This window comes from Streptococcus sp. 27098_8_66 (assembly GCF_041431945.1).
Classification (GTDB): Bacteria; Bacillota; Bacilli; order Lactobacillales; family Streptococcaceae; genus Streptococcus; species Streptococcus dentalis.
Genome location: NZ_JAPVYS010000001.1, coordinates 297,608 through 312,516, shown reverse-complemented (window position 1 = coordinate 312,516; position 14,909 = coordinate 297,608). Strand labels below are relative to the sequence as shown.

The following is a 14,909-nucleotide window of genomic DNA, read 5'->3' as shown; positions in this document are numbered from 1 at the left end:
GGAAGAGGAGAAAATCTTATTTCTTATTTGATGAGAAGAGAGTTAGAATCATGTATGTAACCTATCACTTTAAAGAGCGCTTGCGCTTGTTTTTGAGTCTATTTTTGCCGATTTTAATCTACCAATTGGCCAATTATTCAGCCAGTTTCGTCGATACAGCCATGACTGGTCAGTACCGAACCCTTGATTTGGCTGGTGTTTCTACAGCTACCAGTCTGTGGAATCCATTTTTTACTTTCCTGACAGGGATTGTCTCTGCGCTGACACCGATTGTTGGGCATCATTTAGGCAAGGGAAATAAAGAACGGATTGCTGGCGATTTTTACCAATTCCTCTATATGTCATTTGGTATGGCCATTCTCTTAATAGGCTTTGTTTGGGGGATTGCGCCCATGATTCTCAAGCAGATAGGTTTAGAAAACGTTGTTTCCCAAATAGCTATTCGCTATTTATATTTCCTTTCTCTGGGAATCTTACCCTTGTTGCTCTTTAGTATCGTGCGGACCTTCCTCGATACCTTGGGCATGACGCGTCTATCCATGTACTTGATGCTCTTGCTTTTGCCTCTCAATGCTTGTTTTAACTATATCCTGATCTATGGGGCATTTGGTTTTCCTGAGATGGGAGGAGCAGGAGCGGGACTTGGAACCTCTCTGGCCTACTGGGTCCTGCTGGTGATTGCAGTTTTGATCTTGTGCAAACACCCTAAGGTAGCACCTTTCCAATTGTGGAAGCCGCAACCTTATGATTTTAAAGGGATGAAAGAAGTATTGCGACTTGGGCTTCCAATCGGTGGAATTGTCTTTGCAGAAGTTATCATCTTTTCGCTCGTTGGTTTGTTAATGGCAAAATTCCCATCACTTACCATCGCGAGCCACCAATCGGCCATGAATTTTTCTACCCTGATGTATGCTTTCCCGGTTAGTATCTCTAGTACCATGGCGATTATCGTATCTTACGAACTGGGAGCAGGAAGACCAGAAGTCGTCAAACAATACTGCCGTTTGGGCCGGCTGACAGCATTTGGTTTTGCGATTGTCACCCTCGTCTTTCTCTATACATTCCGCTTCCAACTGGCAGGACTATATGGCAAGGATCCAATCTTTGTGCAACAAACAGCGATTTTCATGACCTATAGCCTCTTTTTCCAAGTAGCTGATACTTTTGCGGCACCCCTACAAGGGATTTTGCGAGGCTATAAGGATACAACCGTTCCATTCTTATTAGGTGTCTTTAGTTATTGGTGTATCTCTATCCCACTAGGGATTTTCCTTGATCATGTGACCAACTTGGGTCCCTATGCTTATTGGATAGGCCTTATTTCTAGCCTTGTCGTGAGTGGAATTTGTTACCAGCTTCGGCTCTGGCAGATCGAAAAAAAGCAAACAAACTAAAAAGAAGTCTGGGAAACCAGGCTTTTTATGTACCGTGAATATTATAAATTTTCTGAAAGTTCTTGACAATTGATGTCAAAGTGGTAAGATTAGGAGGTAGAAATGAAGAACTAGAAGGAGAACAAGATGAGAAGTGATATGATCAAAATGGGGATCGACCGAGCACCAGCGCGTGGTCTCCTCTATGCGACAGGGCAAGTAAAATCAGCAAAGGATATGCAAAAGCCCTTTATTGCTATTTGTAACTCCTATATTGATATCGTTCCAGGGCATGTTCACCTGCGTGAGTTAGCAGATGTTGCTAAGGAAGCTATCCGCGAGGCTGGTGGGATTCCTTTTGAATTTAATACCATCGGGGTAGATGATGGAATTGCTATGGGCCATATCGGGATGCGTTATAGTTTGCCATCTCGCGAGTTGATCGCAGATGCTGCTGAAACAGTCATCAATGCCCACTGGTTTGATGGTGTTTTCTATATTCCAAACTGTGATAAGATTACACCAGGAATGATTTTAGCTGCCATGCGGACCAATGTGCCTGCCGTATTTTGTTCTGGTGGACCCATGAAGGGTGGCGTTGACATGACGGGGCATCAAGCGACGCTCTCAAGTTTGTTTGAAGCTGTAGGTACTTATCAAGCTGGTGATATGAGCATGGATGAGCTCGATTTCTTGGAAAAAAATGCCTGCCCAACCTGTGGCTCTTGCTCTGGTATGTTTACTGCCAATTCCATGAACTGTTTGATGGAAGTATTAGGCCTTGCTCTTCCTGGAAATGGTACCATCCTAGCGGTTTCAGATGAACGTCGTGAATTGGTTCGCCAAGCGGCTAAACAATTGGTAGAGAATATTAAAAAGGATATCCGTCCACGGGATATTGTGACCAAAGAAGCCATCGACGATGCGTTTGCGCTCGATATGGCCATGGGTGGTTCTACCAATACGGTGCTTCATACGCTCGCTATTGCGCGTGAAGCAGGGATTGACTATGATCTCAAAGATATCAACGAGATTGCCAAGAAGACACCTTATCTTTCTAAAATTGCACCTTCAAGTGTTTACACCATGCATGATGTGCATGAAGCTGGTGGTGTTCCAGCCATTATCAATCAGTTGATCAAAAAAGGTGCCATTAAGGGTGATCGTATTACAGTTACTGGTAAAACCTTGAAAGAAAACGTAGCTGGTGCCGAAATTAAAAATGAAGAAATTATCCATCCAATTGAGCATCCTATTTCACCTGTAGGTGGTTTGTCGATCCTTTACGGAAATATTGCTCAGGATGGAGCTGTTATCAAGGTCGGTGGGGTAGATCCATCTGTGACCACATTCCGTGGGAAGGCCATCTGCTGCGATTCACAAGATCAAGCCCTTGAGTTGATTGACAATGGAACAGTCAAGAAGGGACATGTCGTTGTTATTCGTTACGAGGGTCCTCAGGGTGGACCTGGTATGCCAGAAATGTTGGCACCAACCTCTAAGATTGTCGGACGCGGTCTTGGTAAGGATGTGGCACTGATTACGGATGGTCGTTTCTCAGGAGCTACTCGTGGGATTGCTATTGGTCACGTTTCTCCAGAAGCAGCAGAAGGTGGGAATATCGCCTTAATTGAAGATGGGGATGAAATCGTGATTGACCTACCAAATCGTACCCTTGATCTACTTGTCGATGATGCAACTCTTGCAGAACGTCGCAAACATTTGAAACCTTTCAAATCAAAAATTTCCAGCGGTTGGTTGCGTCGCTATACAGCCTTTGCTAAATCAGCTAATGTCGGCGGAACCTTGATGAGTGACGAAGAATTCGAAGAACGGAAAGCAGAACGTCAAGCCCAAGAAAAATAAGAAAAACCTTTCCTGCTATGTGATATCACAAGCAAGAAAGGCTTTTTTAGTGGAACCATTATTTGGTGCGCATTTCACCTTGAGGGAAGTAGGTTCCTTCAGGCATATCATTAATAATAACGTGAACAGCTGACTGAGGAGCGCCAGTATTGCGGACAACAGCTTCGGTTACTTCCTTGGCCAAGGCTTTCTTTTGTTCCAAGGTGCGTCCTTCAAAAAGGTCAATTCGTACAAATGGCATATGGCCACCTCCTAAATTTTTTATAGGACTATTTTATCACATTTTGGGATACAAAGCTTAGCAAAATTATGGTAAAATGATAATGAAACACATTTTAGAGAGAACAGAAGGAAAATGGCACAATTATATTATAAATATGGGACCATGAACTCGGGGAAAACCATTGAGATTTTGAAGGTAGCCCATAATTATGAAGAGCAAGGCAAGAGCGTTGTCATCATGACCTCAGCAATCGACACCAGAGATGGAGTAGGAGTGGTTTCTAGCCGGATCGGTATGAAACGGGAAGCTGTTGCGATTGAAGACGATACGGATATCTTTGGCTTTATTAAAAACCAAACAATCAAACCTTACTGTGTCTTAATCGATGAAGCTCAGTTTTTGAAACGCCACCATGTCTATGATTTAGCAAGGGTCGTGGATGAACTGGATGTGCCGGTGATGGCTTTTGGCCTCAAAAATGATTTCCGAAATGAACTATTTGAAGGTTCCAAACATCTCCTCTTGTTAGCCGACAAGATCGAGGAGATCAAAACCATCTGCCAATACTGTTCCCGGAAGGCGACCATGGTCTTGCGTACCCAAGCGGGTAAACCTGTCTATGATGGAGAGCAGATCCAGATCGGTGGACACGAGACCTATATCTCTGTTTGCCGCAAGCATTATTTTAATCCAGACATACCAACCGAAAGCGTCTAGAACGTTTTAGAGAGGATAATAATGTCTATTTGTTTAAAAGATATTACGATAGAGAATTATTTTGACGTTTTAAATCTAGAAGTTCATCCAAATCAAAGGAATTTTATTGCATCCAATTCCATTAGCTTAGCTGAAGCCTATGTATATGATAAAAATGGTGATTTTATAGCTCCCTTAGCAGTTTATGATAAGGAAGTATTAGTTGGTTTTGTTATTATTGCCTATGACCAGAAAATTGGGATCAGCAAGGGAAATTACTTGTTATTTCGCTTTATGATCGATAAACGATTTCAAGGTTTAGGCTATTTTAAACCGACTATGGATGCAGTCATTGACTTTGTTCGAACAGAGCCAGCTGGAAAAGCAACAAGTCTTTGGCTATCTTATGAACCGGAAAATAATCAAGCGAGATCTTGCTATCTCCATTATGGATTTAAAGAAACTGGCGAAGTCATAGAAAACGAAATTGTAGCAATCTATGATCTAACAACCAAGAATTAAGGAGCAAACATGAATATCTATGATCAACTACAAGCTGTAGAAGACCGTTATGAAGAGTTAGGAGAGTTATTGAGTGACCCAGATGTGGTCTCTGATACCAAACGCTTTATGGAGCTTTCAAAAGAAGAGGCTTCCACTCGTGATACGGTGACAGCATACCGAGAGTACAAGCAAGTCCTTCAAAACATTGTTGACGCTGAGGAAATGATTAAGGAAGCAGGCGGCGATGCGGACTTGGAAGAAATGGCCAAGCAAGAACTTAAGGATGCTAAGGCTGAAAAAGAAGAGTACGAAGAAAAACTGAAGATCTTACTTCTTCCAAAAGATCCAAACGATGACAAGAACATTATCTTGGAAATCCGTGGAGCAGCTGGAGGAGACGAAGCCCAGTTGTTTGCTGGCGACCTCTTACAAATGTACCAAAAATACTCGGAAAGCCAAGGCTGGCGCTTTGAAGTCATGGAAGCTTCCTACAATGGCGTTGGTGGGATCAAAGAAGTCGTAGCCATGGTTTCTGGTCAATCAGTTTATTCAAAACTCAAGTATGAATCTGGTGCCCACCGGGTTCAACGGGTTCCTGTGACAGAAAGCCAAGGTCGTGTTCATACCTCTACAGCAACCGTTCTGGTCATGCCAGAAATCGAAGAAGTCGAGTACGACATTGATCCAAAAGACCTTCGGATTGACATCTATCACGCATCTGGTGCGGGTGGACAGAACGTCAACAAGGTCGCAACAGCTGTTCGTATCGTCCACTTACCAACCAATATCAAGGTCGAGATGCAAGAAGAACGGACCCAACAGAAGAACCGCGAAAAAGCCATGAAGATCATCCGTGCGCGTGTGGCTGACCACTTTGCTCAGATTGCCCAAGACGAGCAAGACGCTGAACGGAAGTCAACCATCGGTACTGGTGATCGTTCAGAGCGGATCCGGACTTATAACTTCCCTCAAAACCGTGTGACTGATCACCGGATTGGCTTGACCCTTCAAAAACTGGATACCATCTTATCTGGTAAATTGGACGAAGTGGTCGATGCTTTGGTCTTGTATGATCAAACACAAAAACTAGAAGAGTTGAACAAATAATGTTGTTGGGACCATTATTAGCTCAGTATGAAGAAGCATTAATAGCCGTTGGAGAGGAAGCAGAAAGCCTCTCCTTCGCGTATCGAGCTTTAAAAAACTGGACCTTTACAGACTTTGTCCTTGCCTTGCAAAAAGAAGTGGAAGTAGAGGATCAGGCCTTGCTTCTATCCATCTTTGAGCGGTTGAAACATCACGTCCCTGCCCAATATATTATTGGGAGTGCGGAATTCTATGGCCATGTTTTTACAGTTGATGAGCGCGTGCTGATCCCACGACCTGAAACGGAAGAATTGGTTGCTCTTATTCTGGAAGAAAATGATGGGGAGACCTTACGAGTTCTGGATATTGGAACAGGAAGTGGGGCCATTGCCATTAGCCTAGCCCTCACTAGACCTACCTGGCAGGTTCAAGCTAGTGATGTCTCAGAAGAGGCTTTAGCCCTGGCTCAAGAAAATGCCAAGCAATTAGAAGCTGTCCTTGAATTCAAGTCGTCAGATGTACTGGACGAACTAGAAGGTCCTTATGACCTGATAGTGTCCAACCCTCCCTATATCTCTCGGGATGATGTAGAAGAGGTTGGAGCCAATGTTTTAGCCTCTGAACCCCACTTAGCTCTTTTTGCGGAACGTGATGGATATGCCATCTACGAAAAGATTGCCCAGCAAGCACCAAGTGTTTTAACACCAGACGGAAAGATCTATCTAGAAATTGGCTATAAGCAAGGAAATAAAGTAAAAGAGCTCTTTCAAGAGGCATTTCCCGACAAACGCGTTCACGTTCTGAAAGACCAATTTGGACAAGATAGAATGGTAGTAGTAGACAATGGATCACATTGAGAAAGAATTAGAAGCAGGACGTGCGGTTATTTTGCCAACTGAAACAGTCTATGGTATTTTTGCCAAAGCTTTGGATCAAGAGTCAGTTGATTATATATACGAGTTAAAACGTAGACCTAGAGACAAGGCTCTGAATTTAAATGTAGCCGGCGAAGAAGATATACGACTTTATTCGAAAAGTCAACCTAACTATTTAACAAAACTGATTGATTCATTTTTACCAGGGCCTCTCACTATTATTCTTCAGGCGAATGACAAGGTACCTGGCTGGATTCATTCAGGATTGGACACAGTTGGCTTCCGTATTCCGGCTCACCCAAAAACATTGGAATTAATTCGTAAATACGGTCCTTTGGTTGGTCCTTCGGCTAATCTTTCAGGTCATGCAAGTGGAATAAAGTATAAGGCTATTGTAAGCGAGTTTGATCAAGTGGTTCCTGGTATAGAGGATGATGACTTCTTGACTGGACAAGATTCAACTATTTTGGATATCTCTGGTTCCAAGGCCAGGATTTTGCGGCAAGGTTCTATAACGAAAGCTGACTTGCTTGCACAAGTTCCAGAGCTTACTTTTGAGGAAGATGAACTTCCTCAGTGATAATGTACATAAATAATTTTTTATAAAGGAGTAGACCGATGATTTTTGATAAAGAAGATTACAAAGCCTATGATGCAGACCTATGGAATGCGATCGCTAAAGAAGAAGAGCGTCAACAAAACAATATTGAGTTGATTGCTTCTGAAAATGTTGTCTCTAAGGCAGTGATGGCTGCTCAAGGGTCTATTCTGACCAATAAATATGCCGAAGGCTACCCTGGCCGTCGTTACTATGGAGGGACAGATGTGGTCGATGTGGTCGAAAGTCTGGCCATCGAACGCGCTAAGGAAATTTTTGGGGCTGAGTTTGCCAATGTTCAACCCCACTCAGGTAGTCAGGCCAACTGTGCTGCCTATATGGCCTTGATTGAACCTGGTGACACTGTCATGGGGATGGATCTAGCTGCCGGTGGGCATTTGACGCACGGAGCTTCTGTGAGTTTCTCTGGTCAAACCTATAACTTTGTGTCCTATAGTGTAGATCCGGAAACAGAACTCTTGAATTTTGATGCCATCTTAAAACAAGCCCAAGAAGTCAAACCAAAACTCATTGTTGCTGGTGCCTCAGCATACTCTCACATCATTGATTTCTCAAAATTCCGTGAAATTGCAGATGCAGTAGGAGCCAAGCTCATGGTTGATATGGCCCATATTGCTGGTCTCGTGGCAGCAGGTCTTCACCCAAGTCCAGTTCCTTATGCCCATATCACGACAACAACGACTCACAAGACCCTTCGTGGCCCTCGTGGAGGCCTGATCTTGACTAATGATGAGGAGTTAGCTAAGAAAATTAACTCTGCTATTTTCCCTGGTATTCAAGGAGGACCGTTGGAGCATGTCGTTGCAGCCAAAGCTGTCGCATTCAAAGAAGCGCTGGATCCTGCCTTTAAAGAGTATGCAGCTAACGTGATTAAGAACAGTCAGGCCATGGCTGATGTCTTCTTGCAAGATCCTGATTTCCGCGTCATCTCAGGCGGAACAGAGAACCACCTTTTCCTTGTCGACGTCACTAAAGTCGTTGAAAACGGAAAAGTGGCGCAAAACTTGTTGGATGAAGTCAATATTACCCTCAACAAGAACTCTATTCCTTATGAAACCTTGTCTCCATTTAAGACAAGTGGGATTCGGATTGGTGCAGCAGCTATCACCGCTCGTGGTTTTGGTGAAAAAGAAAGTCGCACCGTTGCTGAACTCATGATCAAAGCGCTGAAAAATGCGGACAAGCAAGAAGTATTAGACGAAGTGCGTAGCCAAGTCAAAGCCTTGACAGACGCCTTTCCACTTTACGAGGACTAAACCATCTTATGGATATTTACGTAAAAAAAGCCATCATTCATCAATTTAGCCCAGACGATACCGATCTCTATCTGGCAGATAAATTTCTCAATATCACGCCTAAAATCGAGGAATACTTGCGTAAGAAGATTGAAAGGGTTTATTCTGATGAAGCCAGGACTGGTATTTTCGAAGAGGACAATCCTTTTCTTGAGTTGATTTCAGATGACCTATTAGAAACTTCAGTCGCAGTAGCGAATCGTTGGAAGGAAGAATTTGTCGTCTCTGAGAATCAAAAGACCAATGATTTGGTGTTCATTCAATTCTCAAAAGAAGGGGTGGACCATTTTGCCTTTCTTCGGATCGCTTTACGAGAAACCTTGACGCATCTTGGCGGTGAAGTGGACAATCCGATTAAGCTGACGCAAAATAATCTGCCTGGTTTTGGGACTGGTGCAGATGAAGCTTTGGTTATCAATCTTCAAAGTCGCAAATACCACTTGATTGAAAAACGGATCAAGTACAATGGGACGTTCTTGAACTATTTTTCTGAGAATTTGTTGCAGGCGCAACCCAAGATCTCTCCTAAAAAATCGATCAAGGCACTAGAAAAAACAGCCCAAAAGATTGCGGAAAGCTTTAATACAGATGATTTTCAATTTCAATCAAAGGTTAAATCAGCTATTTTTAACCATATTGAGGAAGAAAATAAACTCTCTCCAGAGAAATTAGCGGATGATCTCTTCGACGACAATCTGACAGCTCGCCTCAGTTTTATTGACCAAGTCAAAGAAGCTGTACCAGAGCCTGTCACCTTTGAAGAGATTGATGCAAGTCGCCAGTTGAAGAAGTTCGAAAATCAGAAATTGTCATTGTCAAATGGAATTGAACTGATCGTTCCGAATAATGTCTATGAAGATGCCGAATCTGTTGAATTTATTCTAAACGAGAACGGAACCTATTCTATTTTGATCAAAAATATTGAGGATATACAGAGTAAATAATGATTAAACGTATAGTGAAGATCTTCTTATTCATCTTACTAATATTTGGAATCTACAAGGGAATTCAGATCCATCATGACGTCAAACAAGTCATGCAGTACCGCTCCCTAGTTAGAGAAGTCCTTGCTGAAGAGGACACCACGGCCAATGAAAATCTCATTCTTGCTATGATCTATACGGAGACCAAAGGCCGTGAGGACGATGTCATGCAGGCGAGTGAGAGTGCAAGTGGTGAGACCAATACTATTAGTGATAATAAGGCCAGCATTCGCCAAGGAATTCAAACTCTTTCAGATGAGTTAAAAGAAGCCAAGAAAAAAGGCGTTGATGGCTGGACTGCGGTTCAAGCCTATAATTTCGGGAAAGACTACATTGATTACGTCGCCAAACACGGTGGAACAAATTCCCTAGAGTTGGCCCGCGCTTATTCACGGGATGTAGTAGCACCAAGTCTTGGCAATGTAACCGGTGAAACTTATCTTTACCTCCACCCTATCTCTCTTTTGAACGGGATGGAACTCTACATTAATGGGGGGAACATTTATTATTCTCGTTTAGTAGAAACCAATATGACGATTATGAAGTTATTTTCATGGTTTTAATCAATCAATTCAGAGGTCGGACAAGTAGTCCGGCCTCTTATCTTTCTCCTTAGTCGTACGATCTTTTGTGTATTTTGGCTCTTTCATTCTCAATATTTTGAAATCATTGAATAGCTATGATAAAATACTAGTTAGTTTTAAATTATCTTGAGGAGTTCCTATTGAACAAAAAATCATTCTACGGACTGCTTTTGGGGTTGATTCTCCTATGTATCGCATTTTTTGGGAAGTATCAACAAAAAACGCAGCTGGACCACACGAATTACCTACAAAGTAGTCGTCCTACCTTATTTTTTCATGGTTATGGATCGAGTGCCAATGCAGAAAAACACATGACAGATGCGGCAAAAAAAGCAGGGGTGACACAAACCGTCATCACTGCAAACGTGGCTGATGATGGGCAGGTAAGGCTGACAGGGACCATTCCAAAAGGCGCAGTCAATCCAATAATCAAAGTGGAATACCAAAACAATCGCACGCCAGATCCAAAAGTCATCAGCAATTATGCCTATCAGGTGGTCAAAAAGCTTCAAGAGACCTATCATTTTAAAGAGATGAACCTTGTCGCTCATTCTATGGGAAATATGTCTGTCTTATATTATCTTCTGGAACATGGAAGTGATGAGAATTTACCAAAAATTATTAAGCAGGTCGCCATTGCAAACCATGTTGCTGGAATCGAAGGGATGAACCTACCCCAGGGGTTGACTCTAGATACGCAAACTGGTAAACCCTCCGCAATGAATGAGCAGTACCAGCATCTTTTAGCTCTTCGGGAAGTCTATCCTGAAAATCAAATCGATGTGCTGAATATCTATGGTGATATCGGTGGAGAGACGGATGGATCGGTTCTCAATGTTTCTTCGAAAGCCCTTCGTTACCTAGTAGCAGAGCGCGCAAAAAGCTACCGTGAAGAAAAGATTGATGGCAAAGGTGCCCAGCACAGCCAACTTCATGAAAATCCAATAGTAGATAAGCTGTTGATCCAGTTTCTTTGGGGAAAATAAAAATGTCATGCATTCTTAAAAAAACTGTAAGCTAGTTTTAAGAAATCAACTGTATAATGAAAATCGAAGTGGGTAATCTCTTTATTTACTTCTTTTTTCATCCCTAATGAGGTGAGAAAGGTAATAAGAGATGCCCAGAGTTTATTTGAATTAGAAAGAAGAAAAAGATGAAATTAAAGAAGATTGCATTGTTTGTAACGACGACTTTGGCCTTGTTTACAGCTATCCCACTTGTTTTTGCAGATAGCAATGTGCAGAAAGTCATTGATGAAACCTATGTCAAGCCAGACTATGTTTTGGGCTATTCGCTGGACCAAAGTCAAATCGAACAAACCTTGAGTCTCTTGAACTACGATGGTTCAAAAGATAAAGAGGAATGGAAGACCATGACACCAGAGGTTTATTCTTCGATTATGAACGTTGCCAACGATGATAGTTTGGAACTTTATTCCTCTGTTAAAATTCAAAAATTAGGTAAAAATAAGCCACTAGAAGTCAATATCGTGACACCTCAAAACATCACCAAGGTCACTGCAGATATGTATCGTAATGCAGCCGTTACACTTGGATTAGAGCATGCTCAAATTACAGTAGCTTCTCCTATACAGGTGACTGGTGAAAGTGCCTTGGCTGGTATGTATTATTCGCTTGAGAAAAATGGTGCTAAAGTTTCTCAAGAAAGCAAAAATCTGGCCCAAGAAGAGTTAACGACTCTATCCGGGATCAATGAAGAGAACGCGGGAAAGAAAAACTTCGATGCGGATAAGTTAAACGTCGCATTGACAGACATTAAAACAGCAGTAGCCAATGCCAAACAGAACAATCAGGATTTAAGCAAAGATGATATTCGAAAGATCGTCGAAGAAACCCTGAAAAATTATAAGCTGGATACAACTATGACGGGTAACCAGATCAATTTAATCGTGAATTTCGCAGTGAACCTTTCAAAGAGTAGCGTTATCAGTAGCAAAAGCTTTACCAAAACCTTGTCGGATCTGAAAGATAGTATCGTAGATAAGGCAGGCGATACCTTTAACAATATCAATCTGAATTTTCATACCAATGCTATTTTAAAAGATAGTGGTAACTTCTTTACAAATGCGTGGAATGCCATTGCCGGCTTCTTCGGAGCCATCTGGAATGCCATTGTCAAATTCTTTAGTGGTTTAGTTGGCTAAAAATAGCAGGAAAGCACTCCTGACAAGAAGTCAGAGTGCTTTTTTTGTGTGGTTTCCTATTTTTATACTCAATTAGAAATTTTATGTTAAGCTCATAAAAAAAGGTCCACTGGACCTTTTTTTTATTCCCACTCTACAGTTGCAGGTGGTTTACTTGTGATATCGTAGACGATGCGGTTGACGTGGTCAACTTCATTTACGATACGAACTGAGATTTTTTGGAGAACTTCCCAAGGAATCTTAGCGAAGTCAGCTGTCATTCCATCGATAGAAGTGATAGCACGGATGGCGATTGTGTAGTCGTAGGTACGGCCATCTCCCATAACACCCACGGAACGAACGCCTGTGTTGACTGTGAAGTATTGCCAGATATCACGGTCAAGACCAGCTTTGGCGATTTCTTCACGGAGGATAGCGTCTGATTCACGAACGGTTTCGAGTTTTTCTTCAGTGATTTCTCCCATAACACGGATGGCAAGACCTGGGCCTGGGAATGGTTGGCGCCATACGATGTGGTCTGGCATACCAAGCTCAGTACCAAGCGCACGAACTTCATCTTTATAAAGAGTGTTCAGTGGCTCGATCAGTTCAAACTGCATATCTTCTGGAAGTCCACCAACGTTGTGGTGAGACTTGATGGTTTGAGCAGTATCCGTACCAGACTCGATCACGTCAGTGTAGAGAGTTCCTTGTGCCAAGAATTTCACATCTTTGAGCTTACTTGCTTCGTCATCAAAGACATAAACAAACTCGTTACCGATGATCTTCCGTTTTTTCTCAGGATCAGATACACCAGCTAACTTATCAAGGAAACGTTTTGCAGCATCTGCTTTAACGATGTTCAAACCAAACTTACCACCAAGCATATCCATCACTTGATCAGCTTCGCCTTTACGAAGAAGACCGTGGTCTACAAAGATACAGATCAATTGATCGCCGATGGCTTTTTGAAGGAGAACCCCAACAACGGAAGAGTCAACACCACCTGAAAGACCAAGAAGGACACGTTTGTCTCCGACGGTTTCACGGATTTTTTTGATCTGCATGTCAATGAAGTTGTCCATGGTCCAGTCACCTTTAGCCCCACAGATGTTCAAGGCAAAGTTACGCAAGATGTCATAACCGTGAACAGAGTGACGAACCTCAGGGTGGAATTGGATTCCGTAGATTTTCTTGTCTGGATTTTCAATCGATGCAAATGGACAGTCAGCAGAAGTACCAGTGCGGATAAAGTCAGCCGGAATTTCTGTAACAGCATCCCCGTGGCTCATCAAGACCAATTGTTTGTCTGGTGTGCCGGCAAAAAGAGCAGAAGATTCTGTCAAAGTCAGTTCAGATTGACCATATTCGCGGTTACCAGCATCACCTGCAGGAACGACCTTCCCACCCAATTTATGGGTTAACAATTGCATCCCGTAACAGATTCCAAGGATTGGAATACCGAGTTCAAAAATTTCAGGATCGATATCAAAAGAACCTTCCTCGTATACAGAGTTTGGTCCACCTGAAAGAACGATCCCAACTGGATTGATTGCACGAACTTCATCAGCAGAAATCTTGTGGCTCTTCAACTCTGAGAAGACTCCAATTTCACGAATCCGACGTGAAATAAGCTGATTGTATTGGCTACCGTAGTCAAGCACGATGATTTTTTCAACATCATGCAAATCAGTTGATAGGTTTGTCATCTTATCCCCTTCTTAAAGAAATTTACTTTCCTCTATTCTAACACAAAAGCCTTGTCTTTACCAATCTCTGATTGAAGAATTAGGAATTTTACGCTACAATAGAGATAACACAGAGAAAGAGCAAGGTTATGATTCCAGCTTACATTCAAATTCATGATCAGATTAAGTCTGAGATTGATCAAAAAATATGGAAAATCGGGGAGCGTCTTCCCAGCGAACGCGATCTAGCGGAGAAATTTCAGGTGAGTCGGATGACTCTTAGACAGGCCATTACCCTTCTGGTTGAAGAAGGAGTGCTTGAAAGACGGGTAGGAAGTGGCACCTTTATCACTAGCACGCGCGTCCAAGAAAAAATGCGGGGAACAACCAGTTTTACAGAAATTATGAAATCGCAAGGCAAGGAACCTTCTAGCCAAGTGATTTCTTATCGGAAAACCATTCCTAGCCTCCAAGAAGTGGACAAATTGGGCATTGATAAGACAGAGACCATCATTCGGATGGAACGGGTCCGGTATGCTGATGGGATCCCTGTTGTTTATGAAGTGGCCTCTATTCCACAGAAATTTATTAAGAATTTCAATCGCGAAGAGGTTACCAGCCATTTCTTCCAAACCTTGGAGCGTCATGGTTATAAGATTGGAAAGTCGCACCAGATCATCTATGCACGATTGGCCAAAGATAAGATTGCGGACTATTTACAGATTTCAAAAGGACAAGCTATTTTAGGTCTGACACAGGTTTCCTATTTTGAAGATGGAACGGCTTTTGAGTATGTAAAAAGTCAGTATGTCGGCGAGCGGTTCGAATTTTATTTGGAAAATAACTAAGCTCGCAAATCGTAAAATAAAAATAGAAAACTCTTCAAATGTTTGAGAGACTCAATCTCTTTGGCATTTGGGAGCTTTTTTAGGTTGAAGACATTCTTTCTAAATAGTGATAGTAAAGGCAACATT

General features: G+C 42.3%; 15 protein-coding genes. 13 read left to right on the top strand and 2 right to left on the bottom strand.

Going from position 1 to position 14,909, the window contains the following annotated elements; translation table 11 throughout:
- Positions 1-50 precede the first annotated feature (50 nt).
- Both O3642_RS01495 and ilvD read left to right on the top strand, forming a co-directional pair.
- A complete protein-coding gene (locus tag O3642_RS01495) occupies positions 51-1,394 on the top strand; it encodes an MATE family efflux transporter (protein WP_371605234.1) in 1,344 nt (447 codons plus the stop codon).
- 126 nt (positions 1,395-1,520) lie between these two features.
- Positions 1,521-3,239 carry a dihydroxy-acid dehydratase gene (gene ilvD / locus O3642_RS01490; RefSeq protein WP_014713305.1) on the top strand — a complete coding sequence of 573 codons (1,719 nt, stop codon included), beginning with the start codon at positions 1,521-1,523 and terminating at the stop codon, positions 3,237-3,239.
- A 58-nt stretch (positions 3,240-3,297) separates the two neighbouring features.
- Here the strand turns inward: ilvD and O3642_RS01485 are convergent, their stop codons facing one another.
- A complete protein-coding gene (locus O3642_RS01485) occupies positions 3,298-3,480 on the bottom strand; it encodes a 4-oxalocrotonate tautomerase (RefSeq protein WP_001117401.1) in 183 nt (60 codons plus the stop codon).
- Positions 3,481-3,594: 114 nt separating this feature from the next.
- Here O3642_RS01485 and O3642_RS01480 point away from each other — a divergent pair, with 114 nt between their 5' ends.
- The 10 genes from O3642_RS01480 (at position 3,595) to O3642_RS01435 (ending at position 12,268) form a co-directional block, all read left to right on the top strand.
- Entirely contained in the window at positions 3,595-4,179 is a 585-nt protein-coding gene (locus tag O3642_RS01480) for a thymidine kinase (RefSeq protein WP_003007269.1), read from the top strand.
- A gap of 21 nt (positions 4,180-4,200) precedes the next feature.
- Positions 4,201-4,680, top strand: a complete 480-nt coding sequence (locus O3642_RS01475) for a GNAT family N-acetyltransferase (RefSeq protein WP_371605233.1) — start codon at positions 4,201-4,203, stop codon at positions 4,678-4,680.
- Between the two features lie 9 nt (positions 4,681-4,689).
- Positions 4,690-5,769, top strand: coding sequence for a peptide chain release factor 1 (prfA, locus tag O3642_RS01470; RefSeq protein ID WP_371605232.1), 1,080 nt, complete (start codon positions 4,690-4,692; stop codon positions 5,767-5,769).
- A complete protein-coding gene (prmC, locus tag O3642_RS01465) occupies positions 5,769-6,605 on the top strand; it encodes a peptide chain release factor N(5)-glutamine methyltransferase (protein ID WP_155171824.1) in 837 nt (278 codons plus the stop codon). The genes prfA and prmC overlap by 1 nt, the downstream gene beginning before the upstream one ends.
- Complete coding sequence (locus O3642_RS01460) at positions 6,592-7,203, top strand: L-threonylcarbamoyladenylate synthase (protein ID WP_155171826.1); 612 nt, start codon at positions 6,592-6,594, stop codon at positions 7,201-7,203. Before prmC ends, O3642_RS01460 begins: the two co-directional genes overlap by 14 nt.
- 38 nt (positions 7,204-7,241) lie before the next feature.
- Positions 7,242-8,498 carry a serine hydroxymethyltransferase gene (gene glyA / locus O3642_RS01455; RefSeq protein WP_371605231.1) on the top strand — a complete coding sequence of 419 codons (1,257 nt, stop codon included), beginning with the start codon at positions 7,242-7,244 and terminating at the stop codon, positions 8,496-8,498.
- 8 nt (positions 8,499-8,506) lie between these two features.
- Positions 8,507-9,481: a nucleoid-associated protein gene (locus tag O3642_RS01450; RefSeq protein ID WP_070450065.1), complete on the top strand. Its 975-nt coding sequence runs from the start codon at positions 8,507-8,509 to the stop codon at positions 9,479-9,481.
- A complete protein-coding gene (locus tag O3642_RS01445) occupies positions 9,481-10,083 on the top strand; it encodes a lysozyme family protein (protein WP_003001568.1) in 603 nt (200 codons plus the stop codon). The genes O3642_RS01450 and O3642_RS01445 overlap by 1 nt, the downstream gene beginning before the upstream one ends.
- 212 nt (positions 10,084-10,295) lie before the next feature.
- The gene (locus tag O3642_RS01440; protein ID WP_371605278.1) at positions 10,296-11,090 is read left to right on the top strand and encodes an alpha/beta hydrolase; all 795 of its coding nucleotides are present in this window, start codon (positions 10,296-10,298) and stop codon (positions 11,088-11,090) included.
- Positions 11,091-11,257: 167 nt separating this feature from the next.
- Complete coding sequence (locus O3642_RS01435) at positions 11,258-12,268, top strand: DUF1002 domain-containing protein (protein WP_371605230.1); 1,011 nt, start codon at positions 11,258-11,260, stop codon at positions 12,266-12,268.
- 122 nt (positions 12,269-12,390) lie between these two features.
- On the opposite strand, the gene guaA is transcribed toward O3642_RS01435, so the two are convergent.
- A complete protein-coding gene (gene guaA, locus O3642_RS01430; protein WP_003012033.1) occupies positions 12,391-13,956 on the bottom strand; it encodes a glutamine-hydrolyzing GMP synthase in 1,566 nt (521 codons plus the stop codon).
- 128 nt (positions 13,957-14,084) lie between these two features.
- On the opposite strand from guaA, the gene O3642_RS01425 reads away from it, so the two are divergent.
- Complete coding sequence (locus tag O3642_RS01425; RefSeq protein WP_155171834.1) at positions 14,085-14,783, top strand: GntR family transcriptional regulator; 699 nt, start codon at positions 14,085-14,087, stop codon at positions 14,781-14,783.
- The last annotated feature ends 126 nt before the right edge of the window (positions 14,784-14,909 follow it).

Coding starts and splice junctions, on each gene's coding strand:
- O3642_RS01495 (WP_371605234.1), top strand. CDS start 51: ATGTATGTAACCTATCACTTTAAAGAGCGCTTGCGCTTGTTTTTGAGT.
- ilvD (WP_014713305.1), top strand. CDS start 1,521: ATGAGAAGTGATATGATCAAAATGGGGATCGACCGAGCACCAGCGCGT.
- O3642_RS01485 (WP_001117401.1), bottom strand. CDS start 3,480: ATGCCATTTGTACGAATTGACCTTTTTGAAGGACGCACCTTGGAACAA.
- O3642_RS01480 (WP_003007269.1), top strand. CDS start 3,595: ATGGCACAATTATATTATAAATATGGGACCATGAACTCGGGGAAAACC.
- O3642_RS01475 (WP_371605233.1), top strand. CDS start 4,201: ATGTCTATTTGTTTAAAAGATATTACGATAGAGAATTATTTTGACGTT.
- prfA (WP_371605232.1), top strand. CDS start 4,690: ATGAATATCTATGATCAACTACAAGCTGTAGAAGACCGTTATGAAGAG.
- prmC (WP_155171824.1), top strand. CDS start 5,769: ATGTTGTTGGGACCATTATTAGCTCAGTATGAAGAAGCATTAATAGCC.
- O3642_RS01460 (WP_155171826.1), top strand. CDS start 6,592: ATGGATCACATTGAGAAAGAATTAGAAGCAGGACGTGCGGTTATTTTG.
- glyA (WP_371605231.1), top strand. CDS start 7,242: ATGATTTTTGATAAAGAAGATTACAAAGCCTATGATGCAGACCTATGG.
- O3642_RS01450 (WP_070450065.1), top strand. CDS start 8,507: ATGGATATTTACGTAAAAAAAGCCATCATTCATCAATTTAGCCCAGAC.
- O3642_RS01445 (WP_003001568.1), top strand. CDS start 9,481: ATGATTAAACGTATAGTGAAGATCTTCTTATTCATCTTACTAATATTT.
- O3642_RS01435 (WP_371605230.1), top strand. CDS start 11,258: ATGAAATTAAAGAAGATTGCATTGTTTGTAACGACGACTTTGGCCTTG.
- guaA (WP_003012033.1), bottom strand. CDS start 13,956: ATGACAAACCTATCAACTGATTTGCATGATGTTGAAAAAATCATCGTG.
- O3642_RS01425 (WP_155171834.1), top strand. CDS start 14,085: ATGATTCCAGCTTACATTCAAATTCATGATCAGATTAAGTCTGAGATT.